The following is a 26,734-nucleotide window of genomic DNA, read 5'->3' on the forward strand; positions in this document are numbered from 1 at the left end:
ATGGTACCGGCTGCCTCTTATCGATTTTCAATTGGTGTATAACTCTGTCCCTTAGGACCTACGTATTCTGCGCGTGGACGAATCAAACGGTTGTTGGAGTACTGCTCTAGAATATGAGCCAACCAACCGGATACCCGTGAAACGGCAAAAATAGGTGTGAAAATATCGTGATCGATTCCAAGACTATGATAGACCGAAGCAGAGTAGAAGTCCACGTTTGCAGGCAGACCTTTATTCTCTTTAATATAATCTTCAATTTTGATGGACATTTCATAATACTTGGAATGACCAGTAAGACCCGTCAATTTACGGGACATTTCTTTCAAGTGTTTTGCACGCGGATCTCCTGAACGATAGACACGGTGACCCATGCCCATGATTTTTTCTTTGTTCTCAAGTTTCTTTTCAATCGCCGGCACAGCGTTCTCCACGCTTCCGATTTCTGTAAGCATCTTCATAACGCGCTCATTCGCACCACCATGCAATGGTCCTTTAAGGGCTCCGATTGCAGCAGTAACACCTGAATAAACGTCAGAAAGGGTAGCTACACATACTCGTGCGGTAAAGGTAGAAGCATTCAGCTCATGGTCTGCATGCAGGACAAGTGCCTTATTGAATGCTTTCACTTCCAAATCTTCTGGGTCTTTCCCATTTAACATGTAAAGGAAGTTGCCTGCAAAGCTCAAATCTTTCTTAGGTGCGACCGGCTCTTCTCCTTTACGGATACGGGCAAAAGCAGTGACCACTGTAGGGATTTTGGCTTGTAAACGCAGGGCTTTCCGCTTGTTCGCCTCTTCTTCCATGACATCAGATTCCGGGTCAAAAAGACCTAGCATAGAAACAGCTGTACGTAAAGCAGCCATAGGGTGAACGGTCGATAGGTCATAAGACTTCAGATGATCGACAACCTCTGACGGGATGTCCATATTTGAAATAAGATCTTCTTTGAACGCATCCAATTCTTCTTTATTTGGCAGCTTTTGATTCCAGAGAAGATAGACAACCTCTTCAAAGCTGGAGTTATCAGCCAAGTCATCGATATCATATCCGACATAAGTCAGTTTATCGTCGATGATGGAACTTATGGATGATTCAGTAGCTGTAATTCCTTCAAGACCTTTAGTTGATGATGACATACAATCTCTCCCTTTCAAGATATTCCAGTTTTTCTTGTGCTTATTAAGCACAAGAAAACGCTTTACTATTTGATTATTTACTTTTGTAGGAAAACTACCCCACAGACAATTATAAAGTATTCTGAAGAGAATGTGAATTGAAACCGTTTAATTTTGCTGTATTTTATCGAATGTTCTTACTTAATCACCCGCTTAACCTTTTACATCCCTTCCGGTAATTCAGGCTTTGTACCTATTCTATGCAGGGGAGATGAAGCTTATCAATAACCATTTATTACAAGTTACAACCCGCTTCATCGTCGTCGGGATTATTGCATCAGGTCTGATCATCCTGACTTACCTTTCTTGGCTCTATTTACTGCCATTTATCTTGGCTATGCTCTTTTCTGCATTCCCTCCAGCCTTTCATACAACTATTGGACAGGCATCTCCATATTCCAAGGACTGCCGCTGTTTTATTTGTCCTCCTCCTATTCAGTGGGCTCACTGGTGGGATCACCACGCTATTAATGACAGAAATCGTAAAAGGGGTGCAGTACTTAGCATCCGGTGTGCCCGGTCACTTCACTATATTCATCAAATACTCATCAGAAAAAGCTACGGACTTCCTTCATCCCATTCTATTAAAAGCGGAAAAGTTGACAGAAAAATTAAGTTTTCAACAACAGTTGACGCTGGAAGAATATTCTACAATCGCTCAGCAGAAAATTAGTGAAACCAGTATCATGATCTTAAATCATTTTTTTGAGGGAATTGGAGTTTTCCTTACATCACTGCCTTCATCTTTTGCCTTTGTTTTCATCACACTACTTTCCACATTTTTCATATGTAAAGATTGGGAAAGAATAATAGCCTTTATCAAAAGATCCGCTCCGCCGATCCTGTCTGACCGGTTTTCTATTTTTCGAAGTGAATTTATATACACAATTAAAGGGCTTATCCGTGCGCAATGCATTTTAGTAATAGTTTCTACTTCCCTCATAGCGGCCGGTTTATTCATTTTAGGTGCTCCTCACCCGCTGAGTATTACCTTTCTTGCTGCTCTTGTCGACTTCATCCCATATATCGGCACGGGAATTATTTTCATTCCTTGGATTGTTTATCAATTTTTTACAGGAAATTTTATCATGACGATCGGCTTGTCTGTTCTTTATATAGTCGTCATGTTAACCAGACAAACATTAGAGCCTAAATTACTGGCTGATCATTTTGGAGTCCCTCCCATTGTACTGATTATGTCCTTATTCCTCGGCTATCAGCTGTTCGGGGGATTAGGAGTGGTAATCAGTCCAATCGCACTCATGATGATTCAGACATTGAATAAGGCAGGGGTGTTACAAGAAGTATGGGACTATATCTCAGGAAAAGCTTAGCGACTTACCAATTAAAAACTCAGGGAAATACTTCCCTGAGTTTTTTCACTTCCTGTATATTGTTATCGTCCCTTTTTGCATGGCTTTTTGGATAGCGTTCCTTACTAGATTCTTAATCGGAAATCTCGTAGCTGGAAACAACAGAATAAAACCGATAGCATCTGTAATAAAACCAGGCGTCAGTAAAACAGCACCGCCGACTAGAATACAAGCACCATCTAAGAGGGTGTCTTGAGGCATTTGTCCATATTGTACAGACTGCTGGAAGTTCCTTATGGTTTCCAGTCCTTGCTTTTTCGCCAGCCAGGCTCCTAATGCGCCGGTCATTATAATTAATAGAATGACCCATAATGGTCCAATCATGTTTCCTGTCCATATGAGCACGCCTATTTCTAAGGCAGGTACCACTAAAATAAAAAGCAATAACCAACGAAACATAGCATCTTCCCTTCCTTCCATTTCCTTTATTATACCTTTTTTGTACGTGTAATGAAAAGAAAAGGCAGGGAAGTGAATACTCCCCTGCCTTGAACTCTTATTCAACGATTATAGAACACTTGCATGACCTTCATAGATATCACCGCGTGAGCTATCAATCGTAATATCAGCTCCATCCTTAATCAATCCAAGAGCGTCATTGACACCGACGATGACAGGGATACCCAGACTCAACCCAACTACTGCTGCATGGGAAGTAAGTCCACCTTCAATCGTAATGATTCCGGCAGCTTTTTCGATGGCCGGCATCATATCTCTGTCAGTCCCTTGGGTTACAAGGATATCGCCATCTTCAATTCGATCGATCGCTTCCTGTGCATTTTCAGCAACGATGGCGCGTCCATACGCACTCTTCTGACCAACACCTTGACCTTTAACAAGAACATCTCCGATTACGTGTACCTTCATCAAGTTTGTAGTACCACTCTCACCCACAGGCACGCCTCCTGTAATGACTACACGATCTCCACGGATAGCAAGACCAGATGCCAGACTACGCTCAACAGCTACGTCCAACATATCATCGGTGGAGTACGCGCGAGGTCCCATAACAGCATAGACACCCCATACGAGTGATAGCTTACGGTTAACCTCTTCATCAGAAGTAATGGCAACGATAGGAGCTTTCGGACGATACTTGGAAATCATGCGAGCTGTATGGCCACTTTCCGTAGGTGTAACAATAGCAGCTGCATTTAAATTGATCGCCGTGTGAGTAACAGACTGGCTGATTGCATCTGTAATGGTCATATCACTATGCTTAGAGCGCTCCTGCAACAGTGCCATATGATTCAAGCCAGTTTCTGTTTTACTTGCAATGTTGTGCATCGTTTGTACTGCTTCTACTGGGTAGTCTCCTGCTGCGGTCTCTCCAGAAAGCATAATGGCATCCGTGCCGTCAAATATAGCATTCGCCACGTCAGATGCTTCTGCACGCGTCGGGCGAGGATTGCGCTGCATAGAATCAAGCATCTGTGTCGCAGTGATTACCGGCTTTCCTGCTTCATTACATTTACGAATCAAACGCTTTTGAACAAGCGGGACATCCTCTGCCGGGATTTCAACACCAAGGTCACCACGAGCAACCATCAAACCGTCACTGACTTCAAGAATGTCATCAATGTTGTCCACACCTTCTTGGTTTTCGATTTTCGGAATGATTTGAATGTGGCTGGCATTATGCTTCTCAAGAAGCTCCTTAATTTCGAGTACATCAGAAGCACGGCGTACGAATGATGCTGCGATAAAATCAACACCCTGTTCAATACCGAACTCAATATCCTTTGCGTCTTTTTCAGTGATTCCAGGAAGGTTAACACTTACATTCGGAACATTTACCCCTTTTTTATTTTTCAAAGGTCCATTGTTTAATACTGTCGTCTTAATTTCGTTCTTCTCTTTATCAATTTCTTCCACCTGAAGTTCTACCAGGCCATCGTCCAATAGGATTTTAGAGCCCGGGTGGACATCATTGATCAAACCAGTATATGTCACAGAAAAACGTTCGGCGTCGCCTTCGATATCATCCATGGTCACATAAGCTGTTGAGCCCTTCTCCAAATATGCCTCTCCATCTTTCAAAGTTCCCGTACGAATTTCAGGTCCTTTCGTATCAAGAAGAATAGCTACAGTCTTACCAGTTGACTTAGATGCTTCACGGATGTTCGTGATTCTAGCACCGTGCTCCTCAAAATCTCCGTGTGAGAAATTCAAACGGGCGACATTCATTCCTGCTTCGATCAGCTCGGTTAATTTTTCTACAGACTCAGAAGCAGGTCCGATTGTACTTACGATTTTTGTTTTTCTAAACATTTTATTTCCTCCTCAAGTGCCTCTTGCATTATATAGATAGTTCTTTGGAAAGACGATACATGTCAAAGTCGATTGTATGCTTCGTATTCAAGATTTCTACAATATCATGATCCACCAATTGGTTCTTCTGTATACCTACCATACGGCCTGCATGACCATTCAGCAATAGATCTACAGCATACGCGCCAAGACGGCTGGCAAGCACGCGGTCCGAAGCACTTGGTGATCCGCCGCGCTGCGTGTGCCCAAGTACGGTAACACGGGATTCCAAGCCAGCGGCTTCATCAATTTTGTGCCCCAGGTCTACCCCACTACCGACACCTTCAGCTACAATAATGATGCTGTGTTTTTTCCCGCGGTCGTGGCCTCGTTTCAAACGGTCAATGATATCTTCAAATTCATCTTCTGCTTCAGGGATAATGATACTCTCTGCTCCATCTGCAAGTCCAGCCCAAAGCGCAAGATCCCCGGCATCACGGCCCATCACTTCAATAATGAATGTTCGTTCATGAGATGTAGCAGTATCTCGGATTTTATCAATGGCATCAATGATCGTATTCAATGCGGTATCGAACCCGATTGTGAAATCAGTTCCAGGGATATCATTATCGATGGTTCCCGGCACACCAATACATGGGTATCCTTTTTCCGTAATTTTTTTTGCCCCCATAAAGGTACCATCACCACCGATGGCTATCAAGCCCTCGATGCCATGTTTTTTCATTTGCTCAATACCTTTAAGCTGACCCTCTTCGGTTTTAAACTCCTCACAGCGCGCAGAATAAAGTTTTGTACCGCCCCGCTGTATGATATCCCCTACAGAACCAAGCTCCATTTTCTCGATATCACCATCAATCAGGCCCTGATAACCATACTTAATACCATAGACTTCTAATCCATGGTAAATCGCTTTACGTACAACGGCACGTATGGCTGCGTTCATTCCAGGAGCGTCTCCCCCACTGGTAAGTACTCCGATTTTCTTCATTCTCATCACCTCAAAAGTTTTCTAGTTATGTTGTCCCCAACCAAAGATGAATCGAAACCTCCGTCCATTTAAACGAGCATAGCCTATCCTCTAGTCTATACAATTAATAAAACTTCAACATTCCATCCATCGATGATAGCGTTACCATCCTGTTAAGATGCGAAAAGCCGCACCAGAGTGCGACCTTTCTTTACGGACTTATTATTTTCAACCATCCTATTATAAATCAAGATACGTATAATCGCCAATGTTTTTATACTTAAGAAAACGTTTTTCTAATAAATCTTCAACTTCAATGGGTAGTAACGTATCCAGTGCTTCCGTGATGACTTTTTCAATTTCCTGTGCCTGGGTTTGGATATCCCGGTGCGCACCACCACGCACTTCTGGAATAACGCCATCAATGACATTTAATTTCTTTAAATCATAGGAAGTGATCTTCATGGATTCAGCTGCCTCCTGCGCAAGGCCGGCATCTTTCCATAAAATAGAAGAAGCTCCTTCTGGTGAAATAACGGAATACGTAGAGTTCTCTAGCATGAAAATACGATCTCCGATACCGAGACCTAAGGCTCCACCGCTCCCACCTTCACCAATAACAACACAAATGACGGGTACAGTAAGACCTGCCATTTCCATCAAATTTCTGGCGATGGCTTCACTTTGCCCTCTTTCCTCAGCAGCTTTTCCTGGATAAGCCCCTTTTGTATCGATGAACGTAATGATTGGACGTTTGAACTTTTCCGCTTGTTTCATTAGACGAAGAGCTTTTCGGTAGCCTTCAGGATGTGGCATTCCGAAATTGCGGCGGATGTTCTCTTTCGTATCTTTCCCGCGCTGGTGCCCAATGACGGTTACCGGCTGCCCTTTAAACCTTGCTATACCAGAAACAATAGCTGCATCATCACCAAATGTCCGATCTCCGTGCATTTCAAGGAAATCTGTAAACAGATGCTCGATATAATCCAGGGTGGTCGGTCTCTCTGGATGACGGGCCATTTGGACGCGGTCCCATGGAGCCATCCTGTCATAAACATCGGTCTCTAAACGTTCCAGACGGTTCTCCAAGGTGATAATTTCATCACTTAGATCCATTTCACTATTTTCGGTCAGACGTTTTAAATCTGATATTTTTTCCCTTAACTCAATGACTGGTTTTTCAAATTCTAGCACGTGTTTCACGACTGGACACCTCCTGCAGTGTGAAGTTCGAGAACTGTAGTCAGCGTTTTCTTCATATCATGTCGATGAATGACTTTATCCAACTGACCATGTTCGAGTAAGAACTCCGCTGTTTGGAAATCATCCGGCAGCTTTTCACGGATCGTCTGTTCGATGATTCTACGACCTGCAAACCCAATCAGTGCTCCAGGTTCTGCAAAGTTATAATCACCAAGAGAAGCAAAGCTTGCGGAAACACCACCTGTGGTTGGGTGAGTCATAACAGAAATGAATAACCCTCCGTCAGCATGAAGGCGTTGTAAGGCGACAGATGTTTTCCCCATCTGCATTAAACTAAGCACGCCCTCCTGCATTCTTGCACCACCTGAGGCGGTAAAAATGATGAAAGGGATTTTTTCCTTCCGGGCATTCTCAATAGCATTCGTAATTTTCTCGCCGACCACTGATCCCATACTCCCCATACGGAACCGTGCGTCCATAACGGCTACGGCTGTAGTCATGCCATTCATTTCCGCTTTACCGGTAACCACCGCTTCGTTCAAGTCAGATTTTTGACGATCTTTTTCCAACTTCTCTTCATATTCAGGAAAGCGTAATGGGTTATTGGAAATCATGTGCTTGTCCCATTCTACAAAGGATTCCTCATCAAATAAGTGCTGGATACGCTCGTACGCACTAAGGCGATGATGATGATCACAATGAGGGCAAACATTCATATTTCGGTTCAATTCTTTTCTATAGAAGATTTTTTGACAGTTTGGGCATTTCTGCATTAAACCTTCAGGCACATCCTGCTTAGCTTCCTGGCTGGGAATGGATGCATATCTTTTTTTCTTGCTGAAAATGTCTCTTAGCAAGGTGATTCCTCCTTTGGGACAAAGCTTCCTTTCTTATCAATATACATGAATTCCATTTTGTAATATCACCTATTCTGTCGAAATGGAGTCGACAAGGTTCAATCAATGGAACAATTGTATAATTTCCATGGGATCTTCTTTATCCATAGCATCTATCATTTTTTCATACCATTCATCAGAGTAACTGACTTCATGGACCGTGTGAGTAAATCCTGAGATGAACTGCCACATTGACAGAAGGAGAGGGTGCTCACAAAGGCCGAAGAGATATTCGAATACCTTCTGGTGCCTCTCAGCATTAGAATGATTTGTAATGATCTCTGTTAAGTCCTTTACGTTGCTGTTGGACAATTGTCCGTTTAATAAGAACAAAACCTCTTTTTCAATCATTTGTTTAGCTGTCATCAATTCGCTCTTAGTCCTTGATTCGTTAAGTAAGAAATTGGATAGCAATTCAACCATATGATAAGGTCTGTATGCTCTCATGAAGGTGCCTTCTCCTCTTCTTGTCTCAATCAATCCTAAAAGCTCCATAGCGCGAAAGGCTTCTCGTATAGAGGATTGCCTACATGCAATTGTTCACTTAACTCTCGTTCTGAAGGGAGCTTATCTCCAGGCTTTAACCGATGTTCTTCAATATAGGATTTCAACTGTTGAAGAACACCTTCGTAAACTTTTCCTCGCTGCTCCTGGGTCACCTTTGATGCACACCCCTTTTCATCTCTGACCCCATGCATGATATGTAGAAGGAGAAAACCTGAGGCTTTCTCCACTCACATGTCAATCTTCATCAATCAAAGTCAGCTGTCTTGTTTTTTCCGCAACTTCTTCAGGGTCCACATGGTGACGTGCAACCCCTGACTCCATGGCAGCTTTTGCAACACTTGCAGCAACTGCCGGTGCTACTCTTGGATCAAATGGGGCCGGAATAACGTAATCTTCACTCAGTTCTTCTTCACTCACCAATGAAGCGATGGCCTCTGCAGCAGCAATTTTCATTTTTTCATTTATCCTTGTTGCTCTTACATCAAGAGCGCCTCGGAAGATTCCAGGAAATGCCAGCACATTATTGACCTGGTTCGGAAAGTCAGAACGACCTGTGCCGATTACTCTCGCACCAGCTTCTTTCGCGTCCTCAGGCATAATTTCAGGCTCTGGATTCGCCATGGCAAAAATGATAGAATCATCGTTCATTTTTGCTACTGTTTCCTTGGAAAGAAGGCCGCCTACAGATACGCCGATAAATACATCTGCATCTTCCATGACCTCTTCAAGATTCCCTTCTGTACGGTCTTTATTCGTTATTTTAGCAATTTCGTCTTTAACATCATTCATTCCATATTCACGACCTTCGAAAATGGCACCTTTGGAGTCACACATGATGATGTCACGCACTCCGAAATGATAAAGCAGTTTTATAATTGCAATCCCTGCTGCTCCAGCTCCGTTAGCCACTACTTTGATTTCCGAGAAAGATTTACCCGTGATCTTCAAAGCGTTCATCAGCCCTGCTACCGTAACGATAGCAGTTCCATGCTGATCATCATGAAAAATAGGTATGTTCGTCTCTTTCTTAAGTCGATCTTCAATGATGAAGCAGTTTGGTGCGGCAATATCTTCCAGGTTCACACCACCGAACGTAGGTTCCATCAATTTTACCGTTTGGACGATCTGGTCAATGTCCCGTGTATTCAAACAGATTGGGAATGCATCAACACCTGCGAAACTTTTGAACAAAGCTGCTTTACCTTCCATAACAGGGAGGGCCGCTTCCGGACCAATATTCCCGAGTCCAAGAACAGCTGATCCGTCGCTGACTACGGCAACCATATTACCTTTCATTGTATAATCGTATACCGTTTCTTTATGATCATAAATCTCTTTACAAGGCTCGGCCACTCCCGGGGAATAAGCAAGACTCAAGTCTCTCGCATTCCTAACCGGAACTTTAGAGTGGGTCTCCAATTTCCCTTTATTGACACGGTGTATGTGCAAAGCTTCATCTCTTAAATTCGACACGACGACACGCTCCTTTTAAGCTTAATAGTATACCGACCCTGGTGGTCTGACCACCATTAACCTCTTAATTATAACAGATGAATATAGAGTGTAAAGAAATTCAAAAAACTGGACTGAGCTTTTACTTATCGTCTTCTTTTTTTACAGCTCTTACGGCTACAGATGACTCTCCGAAAAACTCATTCAATTTAGCCAAAGAACCTTCATTCACATCCAGCTTGTAAGCTTCGTCCAGCTTGTAAGTGACCCGGTCTTCCGATCGAAATATGAAGATTGGTGTATTACCCGGGAAATATTCAGCCAGCTTTTTTAATTTTTCTATAGAGTATTGTTCTTGTTCCTGTGAGACTTTAATGAATAGCCGCTGTTTTTTTTCGACATTTCCTGAACTCATATAAAGAGGATCCGCTTGATTGATGATCAACTGCTTCTGTCCATTTCTCTCATCTACTTTCCCACTTATTCGGACGAGCATTTGCTCTTGTACCCAAACTTTGATCGCTCTATACGGTTCTGGAAAGAGCACGGCATCCAATTCTGACGTTTCATCACTGAGAGTGAGGAAAGCCATAGGGTCTCCCCGCTTCGTTCTTATTTCGCGCAGTCCGTCGATAACAACGGCTACATCTACATTTTTCTTTACATAACCTTCGGCTTCCCGAAGTGGAATAATCCCCTGTTCAGTCAGATTTCTACGTTGATGGCCTAGAGGATGTTGGGACATGTAGGTCCCTAGAACTTCCTTTTCCATTGCCAGACGCTTCAAAGGTGGGAATGGTTCGACCTCCACTAATCCCATATCCAGTTCAGTACCGAAAAAACCTGGTTGATCCTGAAATTCTTTAAAAAGTTCGCCCTGTTCCAGCGCCTGATCGATACTAGCAAGTACACTGGCCCGGTTTTGATGCAGGTCATCAAAAGCTCCTGCTAGGACGAGAGATTCAATTACTTTCCTTGAAACAACCTTATTATCTACTCTCAAACAAAAATCATTGAGATTTCGGTAAGGCCCGTCCACTCTCTGTTGGATGATCGCCTGAGAGGCTTGATATCCAACACCTTTGACAGCAGTCATACCCACCCGTATTTCTCCGGCATCATCATGATTCAATGCTTGACTTCTGTTCACGGACGGAGGCTTTACTTTAACATTCATCTCCCTGGCTTCCCGAATATACATTGTAAGCTTTTCATGATCCCCAAGGTGGGCATTCATAAGCTCTGCCATAAAATATGAAGGGTAGTGGGTTTTCATATAGGCTAACTGGTAGGAAATCATACTGTAAGCAACCGCATGGCTCCTGTTAAATCCATAATTCGAGAACTTTACAATCCAATCAAACAGTTGGTGAGCAACGGATGGTTCATATCCTTTGGCGAGGCAGCCACGAAGGAATTTCACCCTTTCCTTTTCCAGAACGTCCGACTGTTTTTTACTCACCGCTCGCCTCAATAGATCAGCTTCTCCTAAAGAATACCCTGCCACCCGGCGGGCAACTTCCATGATCTGTTCCTGATAGACCAACACTCCGAAAGTATGGGCTAAGATCGGCTCTAAATCAGGATGTGGATACTCGATACGCTTCTGTCCGTGCTTCCTTTCAATATATAAAGGGATATACTCCATAGGACCCGGTCTGTAAAGAGCATTCACTGCGACAACATCCTCAAAGTGATTAGGGTTTAACCGCGTGAGGACATTTTTCATTCCTTGCGATTCCAGCTGGAAAACTCCATTTGTCCTGCCCTTTTTCAACAATCCAAAGGTTTCCTCATCGTCCAAAGGAATGTTACTGATTGTAAAGTTTTGATCACGGTACCTCTGTACTTTCTGCTCCATTCTTTCTAGAAAAGATAAGTTCCTAAGACCGAGAAAATCGATTTTAAGAAGCCCGACTTTTTCAAGATCTCCCATGGCGTATTGCGTTAAAGCAATCGGCCCCTGATTTTTTAGTAGAGCCGTATAATTCACGAGAGGTGCTTCACTTAAAACAACTCCAGCCGCGTGCGTGGAAATATGGCGTGGAAGTCCTTCAAGCTTTGCAGCAACACGAAATAACAATTTAAGCTTCTCTGAACTCCTAATATATTCTTTTAATTCTTCCGACTGTTTGACCACATTCACTAATGATCCAGCATTCGTCTTAGGGATGTGATGTAAGATGAAAGAAGCATCACTCTCATCAACCTTCAATACTTTAAATAGCTCTCTTAGTACACTTCTTGCAGCAAACGTTCCAAATGTACAAATTTGAGCGACACGGTCTCCTCCATACTTCTCAGCCACATAAGCAATCACTTCATCTCTGCGGTGATCCGGGAAATCAATATCGATATCCGGCATCGTGATTCTTTCCGGGTTCAGGAAACGCTCAAACAACAGATTATATTCCAGAGGATCAATTTGGGTAATTCCCAGTAAATAGGCAACAATTGATCCAGCAGCAGATCCACGCCCCGGACCGGCTTGAATCCCATTTTTTCTGGCATAGCTTATGAAATCCCAAACAATTAGAAAATAGTCGCTAAATCCCATAGATCCAATGGTCGACAATTCATGATCCAGCCTTTTCTGAGCCTTCCTTTGATTATCCGGGGCATATTTTTCCAATATCTCTCCTTCACAGAGCTCCCTTAAATAATCATCCGAACTAATCTCCTCCGGGGTAGGAAAAGCAGGAAGCAACTGCTGGTCCAACTCCAATTCCACGTGACAGGCATCAGAGATTTCTTTTGTCATGGAAAGGACTTCCGGCCACCACTCCCCAAAGAATTGTTCCATTTCTTCTGGAGATTTCAGGTAAAAGTGACGATCATTATGGCCGTGTTGATACCGTCCAGATTCTTCAATTGCCTTTAAACATTGGTAGGCATCTGCATCGCTTTCATTCAAATACCGGACATCCCCAATCGCTGCGACTTTCATCCCGTTGGTCTTCACCCATTCCCGTAATGGTGTATGTAATTGACGTTCTGAATGGAGGTCACGATCCTGGATGCTGAGATATAGTCGTTCCTTTCCTAACAGATCTACCCAGCGTTCTCTGGAGGATTCAATTTTATCAGTCAAGCGATTCGATATGGATTCAGCCCATGGGGAATCTGAAGTGATTTGGATGAATCGCAAACCTACTTTATGATCGGACAAATTTTCCAGGGTGATTGTTCCTTCTTCCATTTGAACCTTTGTACTAATTGTAAGCAGATTTTGATAACCTTCTGTTGTTTCTGCGAGAAGAATCATAGGAAAGGGAAAGGATCGATCGATAACATTGGTTTTCAGTCCGATAATGGGTTTTATCCCCGAAGCCTTACATTCTTCATAAAAAGATACCGCCCCGCTCATCGTATTCCAGTCCGTAAGAGCCACAGCATCCAACCCCGTTTCCTTTGCCTCCCGTACAAGATCTTTAATTTTTATCGTACTATCCATCAAACTGAATCCTGACTGTACGTTCAAATGGGTAAACGTCATTTATCACACCTTCTTTCAATTAAATTATAGCTACTCCGCGCCTTGGATGAAAGCCTCCTGCATAAAGAGTTGGTCTGAAGAATAATGGTTAGTGAGGAGTTCATTTTCAGTCAGCGAAAAGAGGGACAAGATGGAAGATCGCCTAGTCATATCCATGATTCAATGCTTCTTTATCGCGTTCGGAGTGATCGTCGGTGGGACGATTATCGGCAGTATTGGAAGTCTTTTGACAGGGGAGGCCGCTTTGACATCCATGTTCCGTATAGCAAAAGGATTAAGGATCTGGGCCATCGTCGCTGCTATCGGCGGCACATTCGATGCGATCAGCAATTTTGAAAAAGGGATTTTCGATGGATCCACCTTTGACATTTTTAAACAGGTGATGATTATCATTGCAGCGATGGGTGGAGTCAAAACAGCCCTTCTTCTTTTTGAATGGTTGCTGGGTGATGAGGTGACGTAATGCACTTTCCCCCCTACCATAAAAGCAGAGAATGGAGACGTCTCTTCGCAGGTTTAGTTTTAGGAGCGATCATCGGTTATGCCTTTTTTGTCTATGTTCATGGTCAGCTGCAGCAAAAATATACGGAAGAACATTTAGAAATGACGGGGAAACTAAATGAATGGGAAACAAAATATGAAGCCCTGTTAAATAACCAGGACCCTGAAACAAAAGGGAAACCAATGACCGTAAAAGAGACAGAAGTCGTGTTTACGAATGCTAAAAAACTGGAAGTGGATCTCCTAACCCAACATCAGCTCAGGACTTTAGCTAAAGATCAATTGGTCAGTATCTCAGGTAAAGATGTGGCCACTGTGGCAGACCAAGTGGACCTCATTATATCGACCGTGGAAAATAAAAGCTATGTTGTCGATGATTTCACCTATGAGCTTAAAGTAACAAGGTTGATTGTTTCAGAAACAGTGAGGCTTCATCTGGAAATCAGTTTGGCACGTTAAAAACAGGAGCCGGCTATTCAGCCTGCTCCTGTTTATATTTTTCACAAACTTCTTTCAGTTCCCTGGAAATTTCAGTCGTTTCCTCCCATGATGAAGCGGAAGCCCCTGAAGCCATTGGGTGTCCGCCACCATTATGGTTGGCAGCAATACCATTGATTACTGGTCCTTTTGATCGCAGGCGGACACGGATGGTATCATCTTCTTCTACAAAGAAAACCCAGGCAAGCATTCCTTCAATATCACCAAGCAAACCAACCAATTGACTTGTTTCAGACGGAGTGACACCAAAAGCCTCTAATGTTTCCCGGTCCAGACGAACGGTCGAATAACCAGCCTCATGTACAGTGAAGTTCTGAAGGACATACCCTTTCAGTTTGGCGACATGGACAGGGGTCTTGTACATTTCATTGTATAAGGATGGCCGATCGAACTTGTAATTCACCAAGTCTGAAGCGTAAGCTAACGTTTGCTTCGTAGTACTTGGAAATAAAAATCTGCCTGTGTCTCCTACAATTCCTGCATAGAGAAGACGAGCTGCCTCATCAGGAAGAGTCATTCCTACACCTTTGAATTCAGCATACAATTCATAGATCATTTCTGAAGTGGAGCTTGCAGATGTATCCACCCATTGGATATCCCCGTACAAATCCACTTCAGGATGATGATCGATTTTAATTAAAAGATCTCCATTATTGAAGCGCTGATCATCGATGCGCCCCTGATTTGCAGTGTCGCACACAATGTTTAGTGCTCCTTTAAAGGTTTCATCAGACACATCATCCATTCTGGCGAGAAAATGAAGCGAAGCTTCTTCCTCACCAGTAATATATACATGTTTCTCCGGGAACGAAGCTTGAATCAGCCCGGCTAACCCAGCCTGGGACCCGTATGCGTCAGGGTCCGGACGGACATGTCGATGAATGATTATCTTGTCATATTCTCTAATGGCTTCCATAATGGCCTGCTTACTCATAAATATGGTCCTCCTCTATCAGTATCCATGTCATTAGATCTCAAAATATTTTGCACAGGTAGCCTTTTCTTTAGAAACAAGCTACAATTGAAAGTGAATTTTAAACGCAGGAGTCGATAAAATGATTATCTTTCCCATCCTTATTTTAGTTTCCTTTGTTCTTTACATCTACTACAAAGTGATGATTGCCCGTTCTAAGGACCCTTTGACCCAGGAATACTTGAATAGTAAGTCTAAAATGTTTCTCGGGAGTTTCATTTTCTTTTTTGGAATTAACCAATATGTATTCTACCAGACAAAACTCTCTCTTTTTGTGGGGATCGTTTTCGTCATTCTGGGCATTTTCCAATTCCGTTTAGGTTGGAAAGCCAGCAGGCATTATCAGGCGGAATTCCAGAAACATAGAACAAGTCCCCAATCATAAAGCTCTTAAGAAAAAGTCGCTGTCTTACAGCGACTTTTTTTATCGGTCAATCAATTGCGCCATAAGCAGTGCTTTACCGACGATCGCTCTTTCGTGGTGCACCTCAATGTCTACTTTAGCAAATTTCCTTCCTACCTCCAGAATTTGCGGTCTTACTTCAATATCACTTTCAATTTGTACAGGCTTGATAAAGTACACCGATATATTTTCTACAACGAGGTCACCTTTCTTATACTTCCTTAACAATCTGCTGGAAGCCTCTGTAATCAACGATGTAAAAACGCCATAAGACATAGTTCCGAGCTGATTTGTCATTTGAGGTGTAACTTTTGTTTTCCAAACTGGACGTGAGTCATCTTCTTCAATCACTTCCATCCGATTGGTAGCCAGATCATCTATAGTTTCACCCACCTGTGGTTGTCTTTGAATGTGTTGAAGCGCCTTCAGCACATCCTGGCGGGAAATAATTCCCTGCAGCTTATGAGATGGATCGACCACAGGCATCAGTTCGATCCCCTCCCATACCATCACATGGGCGGCATTGGCTAGAGAAGTCTTGGCATGGGCGGTCATAGGATTACGGGTCATCACTTTTTCAATCCGCATCTCTTTGTCTTTTCCAATTACATCTCTTGAGGTGACAATTCCGACGACACGATTCTGCTGGTCTACTACTGGATAGCGACTGTGCCCTGTCTCTGAATTGAATTCGTGCCACCTGCCTACAGGGTCTGTGGCCTGCAGGAATTTTGAATCCTCATATGAAGTATAAATATCATCCACAAGAACGATCTCTTTTTTGATCAACTGATCATAGATCGCTCGATTGATCATCGTCGCAACTGTAAAAGTGTCATAACTCGTAGAGATGACCGGCAGTTTTTTTTCATCTGCAAGTTTTTTGACCGTCTCGCTCGTATCAAATCCGCCCGTGATCAGAACAGCAGCCCCTTCTTTGACGGCTAGCTCATGAGCATTGGTCCGGTTACCTACGATAAGGAGTGATCCCGCTTCTGTGTATCGCATCATCGCTTCAAGCTTCATCGCCCCTATGACAAATTTACTCAAGGTTTTATATAAACCTTCTCGACCACCAAGTACTTGACCATCCACTACATTCACAATTTCAGCGAACGTAAGCTTTTCTATATTCTCTTTTTTCTTTTTCTCAATTCTGATGGTTCCGACACGTTCCATCGTGCTGACAAGGTCCTGATTTTCTGCTTCTTTAATCGCCCTGTAAGCTGTACCTTCACTGACATTGAGAGCTTTCGCTATTCTTCTGACAGATATTTTGCTGCCTACGGACAGGGATTCAATATGTTCCAGGATCTGTTCATGTTTTGTTGCCATATGACCACCAAACTTTCTAACTGTACTAATCCAATTGCTTATAATTGTTATTATACAGTTGATACAGATGATCCGCAATTTCCTTCCAGAAGATTAAAAAAAGCCGCTTGTCCTTTCTCAGACAAACGGCTTGTAATAACTTGTCTTATAGTTCGATTGATTCTCCCGGCTTCAATGCTGATCCTTTACCAGGCTTCACTTCCTGTGCGAAAGCATCTCCATCTTGAGCAATCAGATCGAAAGTGTTGTAGTGGATGGGAACGACCTGTTTCGCTTGAATCCATTCTGCAGCAACAAGTGCATCTGATGGTCCCATTGTGAAGTTATCTCCGATTGGAAGAAAAGCGAGGTCAATATTATTTCGTTCACCAATCATTTTCATATCCGTAAACAATCCCGTATCACCCGCGTGATAGATCGTCTTGCCATCGATTGTCAGCAGAATACCTGTAGGCATACCTGTATACACGATTGTTCCATCTTCCTCCTGATAAGAGGAACCATGAAACGCCTGAGTAAATTTCACATGACCAAAATCAAATTCATGTCCGCCTCCGATGTACATAGGATGGGCATTGAGACCTTTATTCCCCAGGTAAGTCGCCAATTCAAACGGCGCGATGACCTGAGCGTCATTTCTTTTTGCGATCTCGAATGTGTCTCCTACATGATCGTTGTGACCATGAGTGAGCAAGATTACATCTGCTTTGACTTGGTTTGCATTAAGATCCGTATTTCCATTGTCTGATATGAACGGATCGAAAAGAATCGTTTTTCCTTTTGCTTCAACTTTTACAACGGCATGACCATGATAAGATACTTTCATCCATAACACTCCTTTGTAGACATGAAATCAGTAATTACGCCAAGCCTTTTCATATTTTTGAATGAGATGCGGATTAATTAATGTATTCGGCTCCAATTCTATGACCTGGCCTTCATCATTGAGGATTTCCCCATCTTCATCCTTTCCAAACACCGTCATCGATTGAAAAACTTCTTCTGTAAGAAATTCCGTTTCTTCAGGAAAGCGGATACTGCTGATGTCCAAAGGATCTCTTGATGCAAGAATAAACCCCCAGTTTCCGAAACTAGGAACATCCACATGGAAGTTTTCGGTATACAACCCTGTGGAAGACACTGTTTTATCAATCGTCCAATATACCTCCGTCGCAAACAACGGACTTGTCGCCTGAATCATTACGGCTCCTCCAGGGTTCAAGTGATTCCTCACTAAGGAATAAAATTCTCTCGTATAAAGTTTATTTAAACTCTCGTTATTCGGATCAGGGAGATCGATGATAATCACATCATAAAAGGTTTCTGCTTCTTCTAAAAACGTAAAGGCGTCCATATTCAATACTTCCACTCGCGGATCATCCAATGACCCGTTGTTCATTTGAAGAAGGTGGTAGTTGTGGCGGGCAAGATCAGTAACGGCCGGGTCCAGATCAACGAGGGTAATATCCTTTATCTCCTCATACTGCAGCAGCTCTTTAGCTGCAATTCCATCACCACCACCCATGATTAATGCACGTTCCTTTTGCTCAGCTAAAGCGACGGGAGGGTGTACCAGCGTTTCATGATACCGATGTTCATCTGTAGAACTGAATTGGAGAGACCCGTTTAAATAAAGTCTGGTGTCCCCTTGTTCTTTAGTCAGTACTATTCTTTGATAAGCACTTTCTTCCATATGGATGATAGGGTCTTTATATAATTTCTGTTCAAATGAAAATGCCATTTCTTCCCCAAAGAACAGCCCCGCAATTAGGAGAACACCGATGATGATCCCTCCTGTTAGATGAATCCATAGAGTCTTAATTTCAGTACGGAATAGATAGAGAATGATAAGAGCCACCGCTAGATTGATACAAGCTACGAAAAACGCACTTTTCACCATGCCCATCTGTGGACGGAGATAAAAGGCAAACAGAAGACCTCCGATCAACCCGCCTGCATAATCCGAAAAAAGAACCCGGGCCGTACTCCGGTTAAGTTCCTCTCCTATCTCATTCGCTTTTCTGATCAGTATCGGCAGCTCAAGACCCGTCAATGCACCAATCGTAAAGGTCACCATATATAAAAACATGGCGTCCGTCCCCGCAGGGGCAAAAGCCGTCATCCCGAACATCGTAAAGCTCGAAAAACCACCGATCAACGCCACCATGAACTCGATCCATATGAATGTGACCATCAGTTTTTTCATAACTCTCTCACTTATACTAGCACCAATACCCATACCTGTAAGAAACAAACTGATCGTCAGCGTATACTGCTTGACACCATCTCCGAGAATATACGAACCAAGCGCTCCAAATAACACCTCAAAGATAATCCCACAGATCGAAACAATTCCTGATGCCCAATAAATAAAATGACTTTTTCTTAGATTCGCTTCCACTTGCTTCACTCCACCTAATCCTTATGTAGTGACATTGTTCCATGCCAAAGACTTTAAAAAGCCACTATGAGCATCTTTCATAGTGGCTTTTTCTTAACGTCCCCTGCTCTATTATGTAATCGATGCACCGATTACGAAAGCAAGACCGATCGAAACACCCATTGTGATGATTCCAACCGCTGTATTATTTTCCTTCAATTTCGTTTCCACTGAAAACTTCCGTGTAAACAATTCAAACAATAAATAAGCAATCATTTGAAGGACAACACCGTATGCCCCCCATATCAACGTGTCCCAAACGGTAAAGCTGTGATATATGGCAAATGACAGCACAATACAAATCCCAATAATTTTACCTGCAATAGACATCGCGACCGCTTGGTTTCCCTGTTTAACCTCTTCCCAATCCTTATACTGCCTTGTTAACCATTCAAAAATCACTAATCCGATCACAACAATCACAATTGCCATTACAAAATAACCCAATGTAGCCAAAAATGGTTCCATTATGATAACCTCCTTTATTTTCCTGTACCTGGACCTCCGCCTCGATTGGATGATCCTCTCATTGAGCTGGTTCCACCCGAATTATAATTGCCATACATTCCATAACCACCATAACAGTTACCCGCCTGCTGACAATTTGACCTACGCCTATCATACCAGTCATTCGATCCTAATGAACGGTTCAAAATCGACCCAAGGAATAACCCGCTGAAGAAACCGGGCGAATAATTATTTCTTACAAAATCATCGGATGCAAGCTCGATTGTAATGACCCCTGGTTCTTCTGAACTTTCTTGAAGTATCACAAAATGGTCAGGATAGATGAGGGCTTGCTTTTCTTCCTGCCTTTCACTGATCTCTTCAGGAGGTATGGCCGAAGACAATGCATCTCCTACCTCCGTTAACGTCAATTCCTTCGTCATGTAAATCCTTGAAATACCCTGGTCAGAACTCACTGTATCCAATAAAGGGAAATTGTCTTGGACAAGGGTTTCAATATCATTGGTTTCGGTAGTTTCGATGCCCTTTAAAATTTCCTCACGATCAGGCTCGGAAGGCAGTTCTCCATATGTATCTTCTGTATAAGAGCCTGACATCCCTCTTTGGTCATTCCCGCCAAAGACGTTGAATAATAAGAAAAAAGCGATGATTCCTACGACTATGATACCTGCATAATCTTTCAACATATATCCTCCTTTCACAAAAAATAGCCGTGCCTGACCACTCGATCAGGCACGCTTTTACCAGGTTACTCTTTGTTCATCTTCCTTTTCAATTCTTCCAATTCGTTATCTACACTGTCTTTATTATCTAAATCTTCGAATTCATCATCCAAAGAACGGCTTTCTGAGGACATGTCTTCGCTCGTTTCAGCTTCTGCTTCATAATGCATGACTTTTTCTTCCATTCGTTCAAAGCCTTGGCGGGACTCATCCCCACCGATACTGGACATGGTACGGTTCATCTTCGTACGTGTTTTGGCTGACTCAGCACGTGCTTTTAAGGAATCTTTCTTCAATTTCATTTCCTGGTATTCTTTCTTCATTTCATCTAGCTTCTGACGCAGGTTGTTGGCATCCTGTTGAGCACGCTCCCAGGAAGCTTTGAATTGATCAGCCTGATCCTGATGATTCTTTTTATCTTCCAATGCACGACGTGCAAGGTCTTCATTCCCAGCTTCGATCGCTTTTTCTGCCTGCTGCATCCGCTTATCCACAAGGGCCTGGGCATCATCGTATTTTCGCTTCAGCATCTTTTCATTAGCAATCTGTTTAGCTACCGCACTTTCCGCTTCACGAATATCATTCTCCATATCCCGCATGAATTGATCAAGCATTTTCACAGGATCTTCTGCTTTATCCAGCATTGAATTCAACTCAGACCCTACAACTGTTTTGACACGTTTAAAGAATTTAAACATTTTGCTTCCTCCTTATTTTGAACCTGCAATAATTTTAATTTCATATGATTCAATATCATATCCGAGACTGACTTCCACTTCACTGCCCCATGATTCGAGGCTCAAATACAATTCTTCATCTTCAGAAATGTATTCTGCATACTTTGATGTGCGGCCGTTTATGTTTTCACTTCTTCCTTCTCCTGTTACCCGGGCTTCCCCTTCTTCGTCTTTCGTGAAGGTCTGCCCATCGTATTCCAGTTTATTAGGAAAAGGATGGGACACAGAGAGTTTTACCGTTTCATAGATCCCTAGCTCCAACTCATCATCCATTTCAGCTGCAAGCCACTTTGTTTGGCTCCCTTCAAGCAATTGATAGGAGAACCATTCATAGCCGCCATCCCGATACGCAATCTTCCCTACCACTTCATAATCCACAAGATCGTAAGTGACAATGTCACCGACTTGGATATTCAGGGGTGTACGTTCTTTCACTTCTGGTGTCTGCTTTTCGTTCTTTGAAAATAATTTAGAAAAGAAACCCAAATCTTCACCTCTCCTTCAACTATGACCCTGTGTACCTGTATGTACGTGCGGCATTTACAAAAGGTTTCACATTTTTTCTTTTTTTACGAGAACTTCTCGATACTACCCGACTTATTGATTTTTTTCGTATTTTTCTCTTCTTCAAACCTTTGTTTTTTCTGAAAAGCGCGTATAATCAGAAAAAACATGATCCATAAGGGGTTGATACCTATGAAAATTTTAGAGAAAATCAGTCAATTTGCAGGAAGTACCTTCGCTTTCTGGGTCCTTCTTTTTGCGGCCTTTTCCTTTTTTATACCTGAAGGCTTTACCTGGATCGCACCGTATATCGTCCCACTGTTGGGCATCATTATGTTCGGAATGGGATTAACCTTGTCTAAACAGGACTTTCAAGAGGTTTTTAAAAGACCGAAAGATGTAGCGGTAGGTGTAGGTGCACAATTCATCCTCATGCCGGTGCTTGCTTTCTTATTAGTGACACTCCTCCCTGTTTCTCCGCAGGTAGCGGTAGGAGTCATCCTTGTAGGTTGCTGCCCAGGTGGAACATCTTCAAATGTCATGACTTATTTATCTAAAGGAGATACTGCACTATCTGTCTCCATCACAGCTGTATCAACACTGCTTGCGCCTCTGTTTACACCATTTCTGGTATGGGTGCTTGCAAGTCAATGGCTGGCTGTTTCTGCAGGTGCTCTCTTTGTCTCCATCGTAAAAGTGGTCCTTCTACCGATCACACTCGGCCTTATCGTACAAGCTGTCTTCAAAAATAAAGTCCAGACAGCTGTTAAAGCCCTTCCGCTGATTTCAGTGATCAGCATCGTTGCCATAGTAGCTGCTGTGGTTAGTGTGAATCAGACGCAAATAGCGGAAACAGGTGCTCTTATCTTTGCCATTGTGGTCGTTCACAACCTTCTCGGGTATTTGACTGGTTATGGTTTAGGAAAGTTATTTAACATGGAACCATCGAAACAACGCGCCATTTCCATTGAAGTGGGGATGCAGAACTCCGGACTCGGCGCATCTCTTGCAGCGGCTCATTTCAATCCACTGGCTGCAGTACCAAGTGCCATCTTCAGTGTTTGGCACAACATATCCGGTCCGATCATTGCCACCATTTTTCGTAAGCAAAAGAGCAAACGTTCAAAGAATACCAATGAGAAACATATTAAATCTGCCTAACTATTTTACCATTCTCGATTGAAAAATTGCTTTCAGCATAGAGGGAGGCATCTATTAAGCCTCCCTTGAATATAATTCCCCTGATATTCTCCCCGTGCTTATAGCGGTTTCGAGTACCGTCAAGGTCTTTTCAGAATCTCTCTTGCTTCCTTATAGGAGAGACCTTGAGCTTCAGCCACAGCTTTATACGTGAGATGTCCATCCACTGTATTCAGGCCTTTATACAGGGTATCATTTTCAAGACATGCGTTTACATACCCTTTGTTAGCGAGCTGAAGAGCGTAAGGGACCGTCACATTAGTTAAGCCGATCGTAGAGGTTCTCGGTACAGCACCCGGCATATTGGCTACCGCATAGTGGAGGACCCCATGTTTTTCGTAGGTCGGCTGATCATGCGTTGTCATTCGATCAGTCGTTTCGAATATCCCCCCTTGGTCGATCGCCACATCCACGATAACCGATCCTTCTTTCATCGACTTCACCATATCTTCTGTTACAAGACTTGGGGCTTTTGCTCCCGGGATCAGAACAGCTCCTATGACAAGGTCAGATTCTGTCAAAGACTCCTGGATATTGAGCGGATTTGACATTAATGTGTTGACTTCAGAACCGAAGATATCATCCAGCTGACGAAGGCGCTCAGGATTAAGGTCGATGATTGTCACATCCGCCCCCAGCCCCATGGCAATTTTGGCGGCATTTGTCCCAACGACTCCACCTCCAATGACTGTCACCCTTCCCCGCCGGACCCCTGGTATACCTCCCAACAGAATCCCTTTACCACCTCTTGATTTTTCCAGAAATTGCGCCCCAATTTGAGAAGCCATCCTTCCGGCTACTTCACTCATAGGTGTAAGTAAAGGAAGGGAACCATTCGGGGATTGGACAGTCTCATAAGCAATCGACACCACTTTTTCCTTGAGAAGTGCTTTCGTTAGTTCCGTTTCGGGTGCTAAATGCAAATAGGTAAACAAAATCAAACCTTCATGAAAATATGCATATTCTTCAGGAACAGGTTCCTTCACTTTCATGACCATCTCCTGCCCCCACGCCTCCTGGGCTGAGTTTACCACTACAGCTCCCGCTCCCCGGTATTGGTCATCCGTAAACCCTGACCCTAATCCTGCCCCGTTTTCAACAAATACTTCATGTCCTGAATTTGTTAAGGTTACGACTCCCGCGGGTGTCATAGCTACGCGGTTTTCATTATTTTTCAACTCTTTGGGAACTCCGATTTTCATTATCATCCAACCTCCTTGAGACTTGAATATTGAGTAGGACACCTATCGTAGAAACCAGCCATTGACAACAAGGACATACACGGGTCATTCCCTGATTTGCTCTCAGCGATTCAGTTATCTATGTCTGTGGATAACGTCCAAACCACCGGTCACTTCATAGATCGTCCCGGTAATCATATCGGAATCTTCCTGACATAAGAATCCAATGGTCCTCGCAATATCCTCTCCCGTGCCAGGTCTGCCGATTGGTGTTTCCGTGTCTTTGATTCCCCGGCTTGCTTCAATCGAAGATTCTTTCCAATCCCCTGTTATGTTTCCCGGACATATCATATTTGATGTTATCCCATATTCTGCTTCCTCGAAGGCAACAGTTTTAGTAAGAGAAACTAACCCCACTTTTGCTGCAGCGAATGCCGAGCGATAAATCCAACCAGAAGCGGATGGAGCACCTTGAAACCCATAATTGATAATTCTTCCAAATCGCTGTTTTCTCATATGAGGAACTGTTGATTTCATCAGATAGAATACGGCATCAAGGTTGCCGCGAATCATTGAATCCCACTCCTCTTCCGAATAGTCCATAAGCTTCTTCCGTTCGAAAATATAAGGACCTGCATTATTAATTAAATAATCCACCCGGCCGAAGCGTTCGATTGTTTTTTGTACAAGACGCTTTATATCCTCTTTTTGTGAAACATCCGCTTGGATGATCTGTATCCTGTCATGTTCATCTGGAAAATCATCAAGAAGGGACAACGCTTTATGTTCATCCTTGCGGTATGTAACCGTAACGGAGCAGTTCTGCTTCAGCATAAGTTCCGTTACCTTTTTTCCCAGTCCCTTCGTTCCAGCTGTAATTAGTGCATGCTTCATCTCTATTACCCTCCCTCATACTCGGCTATTTATTTACATCCATGATTCCGTTCTGTACAATAATTGGATTAGAAAGGACGTGTCGATATTGAAAGGCTCTCCTCAAAGAAAACGTGTCATAGAACAATATGGATTAGAAGCAGTCCCCGCCCAAAAACAGGACACACCCTGGTACCGCTTTGCATTCATCCAGATTGCAATCGCAGCCAACGCCGGCAACTTCCTGATTCCAGCTTTATCTGTACTGGAAGGAGGTCTTTCCTTCTGGGCAGGAGTGTTATCCACCAGTTTCGGGGCGCTCCTCGGGTTCGTTCTTGTTTCCTATTTATCCTTACCAGGTGCGAGGCTCGGCATTCCAGCTCAGTATGCTTTACGTACCATTCTTGGAATTAATGGTACCCGATATTTATCTGCACCGATCAGAAGTCTTACTTCCCTATATTGGTTTAGTGTACAGACCATTGGAGGTACATATGTTATCCAACAGCTTATCTTTCGGTTAACAGGAACAGAATTGCCTTTTTGGTTATACTCCATACCGCTATCCGTCCTCATGGTCGCCCTTGCTATTATTGGGTTTGAAGCTGTTAAGCAGGTGATGAGCTACTTTTTACCCTTGCTTTTAATCGGCGAGGCGACCATCTTGTATGTTTACTTTACTACAAACCGTGATGGGGATTCACTGATGATGCTTCAAAACGAAGGATTTGAAGGTCCTATAACTTCTATGCTCTTTTTTGCGAGTCTTGCTTTTGTCCAATACGTGTCAGGTGTAAGCGCTGCTGCTGACATGACCAGATATGCCAAATCCCCATCACACGGATTTTACGGATTACTGGTTGGTAATGGAGTCGGGTTTATCATAACAGCGGTTATCGGTTGTGCTTCTGCCTATCTTTTTCAAGATATCAATCCATATGTATCTTCCAGTGAACAGACTGATTCATCTTTACATATCGCCATTATCACGGCAACGGCTATCATTTCAATGGTGAGCATCAATGTCAGCAATGCTTATACCGGTGGATTCAGTTTATTGAATACCTTTCCGAACCTTTCCAGAATTCAAGCGGCTGTCATCTTCGGTTCTATGGGAGTGATCCTTAGTGGATTTCCGTCCCTGGTCAATGAAGCCGAATCCTTCATCTCTATCCTTGGCGGCTTCATCATTCCAATCTCTGCTGTTATTTGCAGTGATTATTTAATTGTTAAAAGGAAACAGCTGTCTCCAGAGGACCTTGCGCTTTTAACCAAACTTTTTATAAATGGCAGAGCGATCGTGTTTATAGTGTCAGGCGGGGTATTATACTTCCTTCTTCCTGTAGAATGGTCTCCCGGTTTTCTCACTTTCGTTACTATTTTTATTCTTTACCCTACCCTCTCTACCACGGTCCATAGACTTAAAGGGCACGTTACTTAGAAACGTGCCTTCCTTTTTAAAAAACGACATTCAGAAAATTGCCATAATTATATACACAGATCCTCGTCTATCCAATTAGGAAGCATGATATAATAAAAATAAGAAATAGAGAGGGGGC

General features: G+C 43.1%; 26 protein-coding genes. 6 read left to right on the plus strand and 20 right to left on the minus strand.

The genetic code is table 11. The features are described from left to right. Positions 1-17: 17 nt before the first annotated feature. Positions 18-1,136, minus strand: a complete 1,119-nt coding sequence (gene citZ / locus ACXADE_RS14375; RefSeq protein WP_474981133.1) for a citrate synthase — start codon at positions 1,134-1,136, stop codon at positions 18-20. A gap of 407 nt (positions 1,137-1,543) precedes the next feature. On the opposite strand from citZ, the gene ytvI reads away from it, so the two are divergent. Then, positions 1,544-2,509 (plus strand): sporulation integral membrane protein YtvI, encoded by a 966-nt coding sequence (gene ytvI, locus ACXADE_RS14380; RefSeq protein ID WP_474982236.1) that lies wholly within the window; start codon positions 1,544-1,546, stop codon positions 2,507-2,509. Between the two features lie 45 nt (positions 2,510-2,554). Here the strand turns inward: ytvI and ACXADE_RS14385 are convergent, their stop codons facing one another. The 9 genes from ACXADE_RS14385 to dnaE all read right to left on the minus strand — a co-directional run bounded on the left by ACXADE_RS14385 (position 2,555) and on the right by dnaE (position 13,340). Continuing rightward, positions 2,555-2,947, minus strand: coding sequence for an FxsA family protein (locus ACXADE_RS14385; RefSeq protein WP_474981134.1), 393 nt, complete (start codon positions 2,945-2,947; stop codon positions 2,555-2,557). Between the two features lie 108 nt (positions 2,948-3,055). Next, positions 3,056-4,819 (minus strand): pyruvate kinase, encoded by a 1,764-nt coding sequence (pyk, locus tag ACXADE_RS14390; RefSeq protein ID WP_474981135.1) that lies wholly within the window; start codon positions 4,817-4,819, stop codon positions 3,056-3,058. Positions 4,820-4,847: 28 nt separating this feature from the next. Continuing rightward, complete coding sequence (pfkA, locus tag ACXADE_RS14395) at positions 4,848-5,807, minus strand: 6-phosphofructokinase (protein WP_474981136.1); 960 nt, start codon at positions 5,805-5,807, stop codon at positions 4,848-4,850. A 219-nt stretch (positions 5,808-6,026) separates the two neighbouring features. After that, a complete protein-coding gene (locus tag ACXADE_RS14400; RefSeq protein ID WP_474981137.1) occupies positions 6,027-6,989 on the minus strand; it encodes an acetyl-CoA carboxylase carboxyltransferase subunit alpha in 963 nt (320 codons plus the stop codon). Beyond that, entirely contained in the window at positions 6,986-7,846 is an 861-nt protein-coding gene (accD, locus tag ACXADE_RS14405) for an acetyl-CoA carboxylase, carboxyltransferase subunit beta (RefSeq protein WP_474981138.1), read from the minus strand. The genes ACXADE_RS14400 and accD overlap by 4 nt, the downstream gene beginning before the upstream one ends. A gap of 102 nt (positions 7,847-7,948) precedes the next feature. Next, complete coding sequence (locus ACXADE_RS14410; RefSeq protein ID WP_474981139.1) at positions 7,949-8,332, minus strand: hypothetical protein; 384 nt, start codon at positions 8,330-8,332, stop codon at positions 7,949-7,951. Between the two features lie 35 nt (positions 8,333-8,367). Beyond that, positions 8,368-8,583 carry a FadR/GntR family transcriptional regulator gene (locus tag ACXADE_RS14415; protein WP_474982237.1) on the minus strand — a complete coding sequence of 72 codons (216 nt, stop codon included), beginning with the start codon at positions 8,581-8,583 and terminating at the stop codon, positions 8,368-8,370. Between the two features lie 43 nt (positions 8,584-8,626). After that, the gene (gene ystJ, locus ACXADE_RS14420; protein ID WP_474981140.1) at positions 8,627-9,865 is read right to left on the minus strand and encodes an NADP-dependent malic enzyme; all 1,239 of its coding nucleotides are present in this window, start codon (positions 9,863-9,865) and stop codon (positions 8,627-8,629) included. 121 nt (positions 9,866-9,986) lie between these two features. Beyond that, positions 9,987-13,340 (minus strand): DNA polymerase III subunit alpha, encoded by a 3,354-nt coding sequence (dnaE, locus tag ACXADE_RS14425; protein ID WP_474981141.1) that lies wholly within the window; start codon positions 13,338-13,340, stop codon positions 9,987-9,989. A gap of 130 nt (positions 13,341-13,470) precedes the next feature. Between dnaE and ytrH the strand changes: the two genes are divergently transcribed. Together ytrH and ytrI are read left to right on the plus strand one after the other, a co-directional pair. Further along, on the plus strand, positions 13,471-13,803 hold the full coding sequence (gene ytrH / locus ACXADE_RS14430; RefSeq protein ID WP_089650537.1) for a sporulation membrane protein YtrH: 333 nt from the start codon (positions 13,471-13,473) through the stop codon (positions 13,801-13,803). Beyond that, positions 13,803-14,300, plus strand: a complete 498-nt coding sequence (gene ytrI, locus ACXADE_RS14435) for a sporulation membrane protein YtrI (protein WP_474981142.1) — start codon at positions 13,803-13,805, stop codon at positions 14,298-14,300. Before ytrH ends, ytrI begins: the two co-directional genes overlap by 1 nt. A gap of 13 nt (positions 14,301-14,313) precedes the next feature. Here ytrI and ACXADE_RS14440 read toward each other — a convergent pair whose 3' ends face one another. After that, positions 14,314-15,273, minus strand: a complete 960-nt coding sequence (locus tag ACXADE_RS14440; protein ID WP_474981143.1) for a DHH family phosphoesterase — start codon at positions 15,271-15,273, stop codon at positions 14,314-14,316. Between the two features lie 121 nt (positions 15,274-15,394). Here ACXADE_RS14440 and ACXADE_RS14445 point away from each other — a divergent pair, with 121 nt between their 5' ends. Then, positions 15,395-15,697 carry a YtpI family protein gene (locus ACXADE_RS14445; RefSeq protein ID WP_474981144.1) on the plus strand — a complete coding sequence of 101 codons (303 nt, stop codon included), beginning with the start codon at positions 15,395-15,397 and terminating at the stop codon, positions 15,695-15,697. Positions 15,698-15,736: 39 nt separating this feature from the next. On the opposite strand, the gene ACXADE_RS14450 is transcribed toward ACXADE_RS14445, so the two are convergent. The 7 genes from ACXADE_RS14450 to ACXADE_RS14480 form a co-directional block, all read right to left on the minus strand. Next, positions 15,737-17,050, minus strand: a complete 1,314-nt coding sequence (locus ACXADE_RS14450; RefSeq protein ID WP_474981145.1) for a DRTGG domain-containing protein — start codon at positions 17,048-17,050, stop codon at positions 15,737-15,739. A gap of 145 nt (positions 17,051-17,195) precedes the next feature. Further along, a complete protein-coding gene (locus tag ACXADE_RS14455; RefSeq protein WP_474981146.1) occupies positions 17,196-17,876 on the minus strand; it encodes a metal-dependent hydrolase in 681 nt (226 codons plus the stop codon). A 27-nt stretch (positions 17,877-17,903) separates the two neighbouring features. Further along, the gene (locus ACXADE_RS14460) at positions 17,904-19,451 is read right to left on the minus strand and encodes a polyamine aminopropyltransferase (RefSeq protein WP_474982238.1); all 1,548 of its coding nucleotides are present in this window, start codon (positions 19,449-19,451) and stop codon (positions 17,904-17,906) included. Positions 19,452-19,562: 111 nt separating this feature from the next. Continuing rightward, positions 19,563-19,958 carry a DUF350 domain-containing protein gene (locus ACXADE_RS14465; RefSeq protein ID WP_226591449.1) on the minus strand — a complete coding sequence of 132 codons (396 nt, stop codon included), beginning with the start codon at positions 19,956-19,958 and terminating at the stop codon, positions 19,563-19,565. 14 nt (positions 19,959-19,972) lie between these two features. Beyond that, a complete protein-coding gene (locus tag ACXADE_RS14470; protein WP_474981147.1) occupies positions 19,973-20,641 on the minus strand; it encodes a DUF4247 domain-containing protein in 669 nt (222 codons plus the stop codon). A 65-nt stretch (positions 20,642-20,706) separates the two neighbouring features. After that, on the minus strand, positions 20,707-21,378 hold the full coding sequence (locus ACXADE_RS14475; protein WP_474981148.1) for a PspA/IM30 family protein: 672 nt from the start codon (positions 21,376-21,378) through the stop codon (positions 20,707-20,709). A gap of 12 nt (positions 21,379-21,390) precedes the next feature. Beyond that, on the minus strand, positions 21,391-21,903 hold the full coding sequence (locus ACXADE_RS14480) for a DUF4178 domain-containing protein (protein WP_474981149.1): 513 nt from the start codon (positions 21,901-21,903) through the stop codon (positions 21,391-21,393). A gap of 210 nt (positions 21,904-22,113) precedes the next feature. Here ACXADE_RS14480 and ACXADE_RS14485 point away from each other — a divergent pair, with 210 nt between their 5' ends. After that, complete coding sequence (locus ACXADE_RS14485) at positions 22,114-23,082, plus strand: bile acid:sodium symporter family protein (RefSeq protein WP_474981150.1); 969 nt, start codon at positions 22,114-22,116, stop codon at positions 23,080-23,082. Positions 23,083-23,201: 119 nt separating this feature from the next. Here the strand turns inward: ACXADE_RS14485 and ald are convergent, their stop codons facing one another. Next, positions 23,202-24,323 carry an alanine dehydrogenase gene (gene ald, locus ACXADE_RS14490; RefSeq protein ID WP_474981151.1) on the minus strand — a complete coding sequence of 374 codons (1,122 nt, stop codon included), beginning with the start codon at positions 24,321-24,323 and terminating at the stop codon, positions 23,202-23,204. A 114-nt stretch (positions 24,324-24,437) separates the two neighbouring features. After that, a complete protein-coding gene (locus tag ACXADE_RS14495; protein ID WP_474981152.1) occupies positions 24,438-25,196 on the minus strand; it encodes an SDR family oxidoreductase in 759 nt (252 codons plus the stop codon). A 79-nt stretch (positions 25,197-25,275) separates the two neighbouring features. Between ACXADE_RS14495 and ACXADE_RS14500 the strand changes: the two genes are divergently transcribed. Continuing rightward, entirely contained in the window at positions 25,276-26,616 is a 1,341-nt protein-coding gene (locus tag ACXADE_RS14500) for a purine-cytosine permease family protein (protein WP_474981153.1), read from the plus strand. Positions 26,617-26,734: the final 118 nt, after the last annotated feature.

The organism is Halobacillus sp. ABR2_026 (assembly GCF_056158545.1).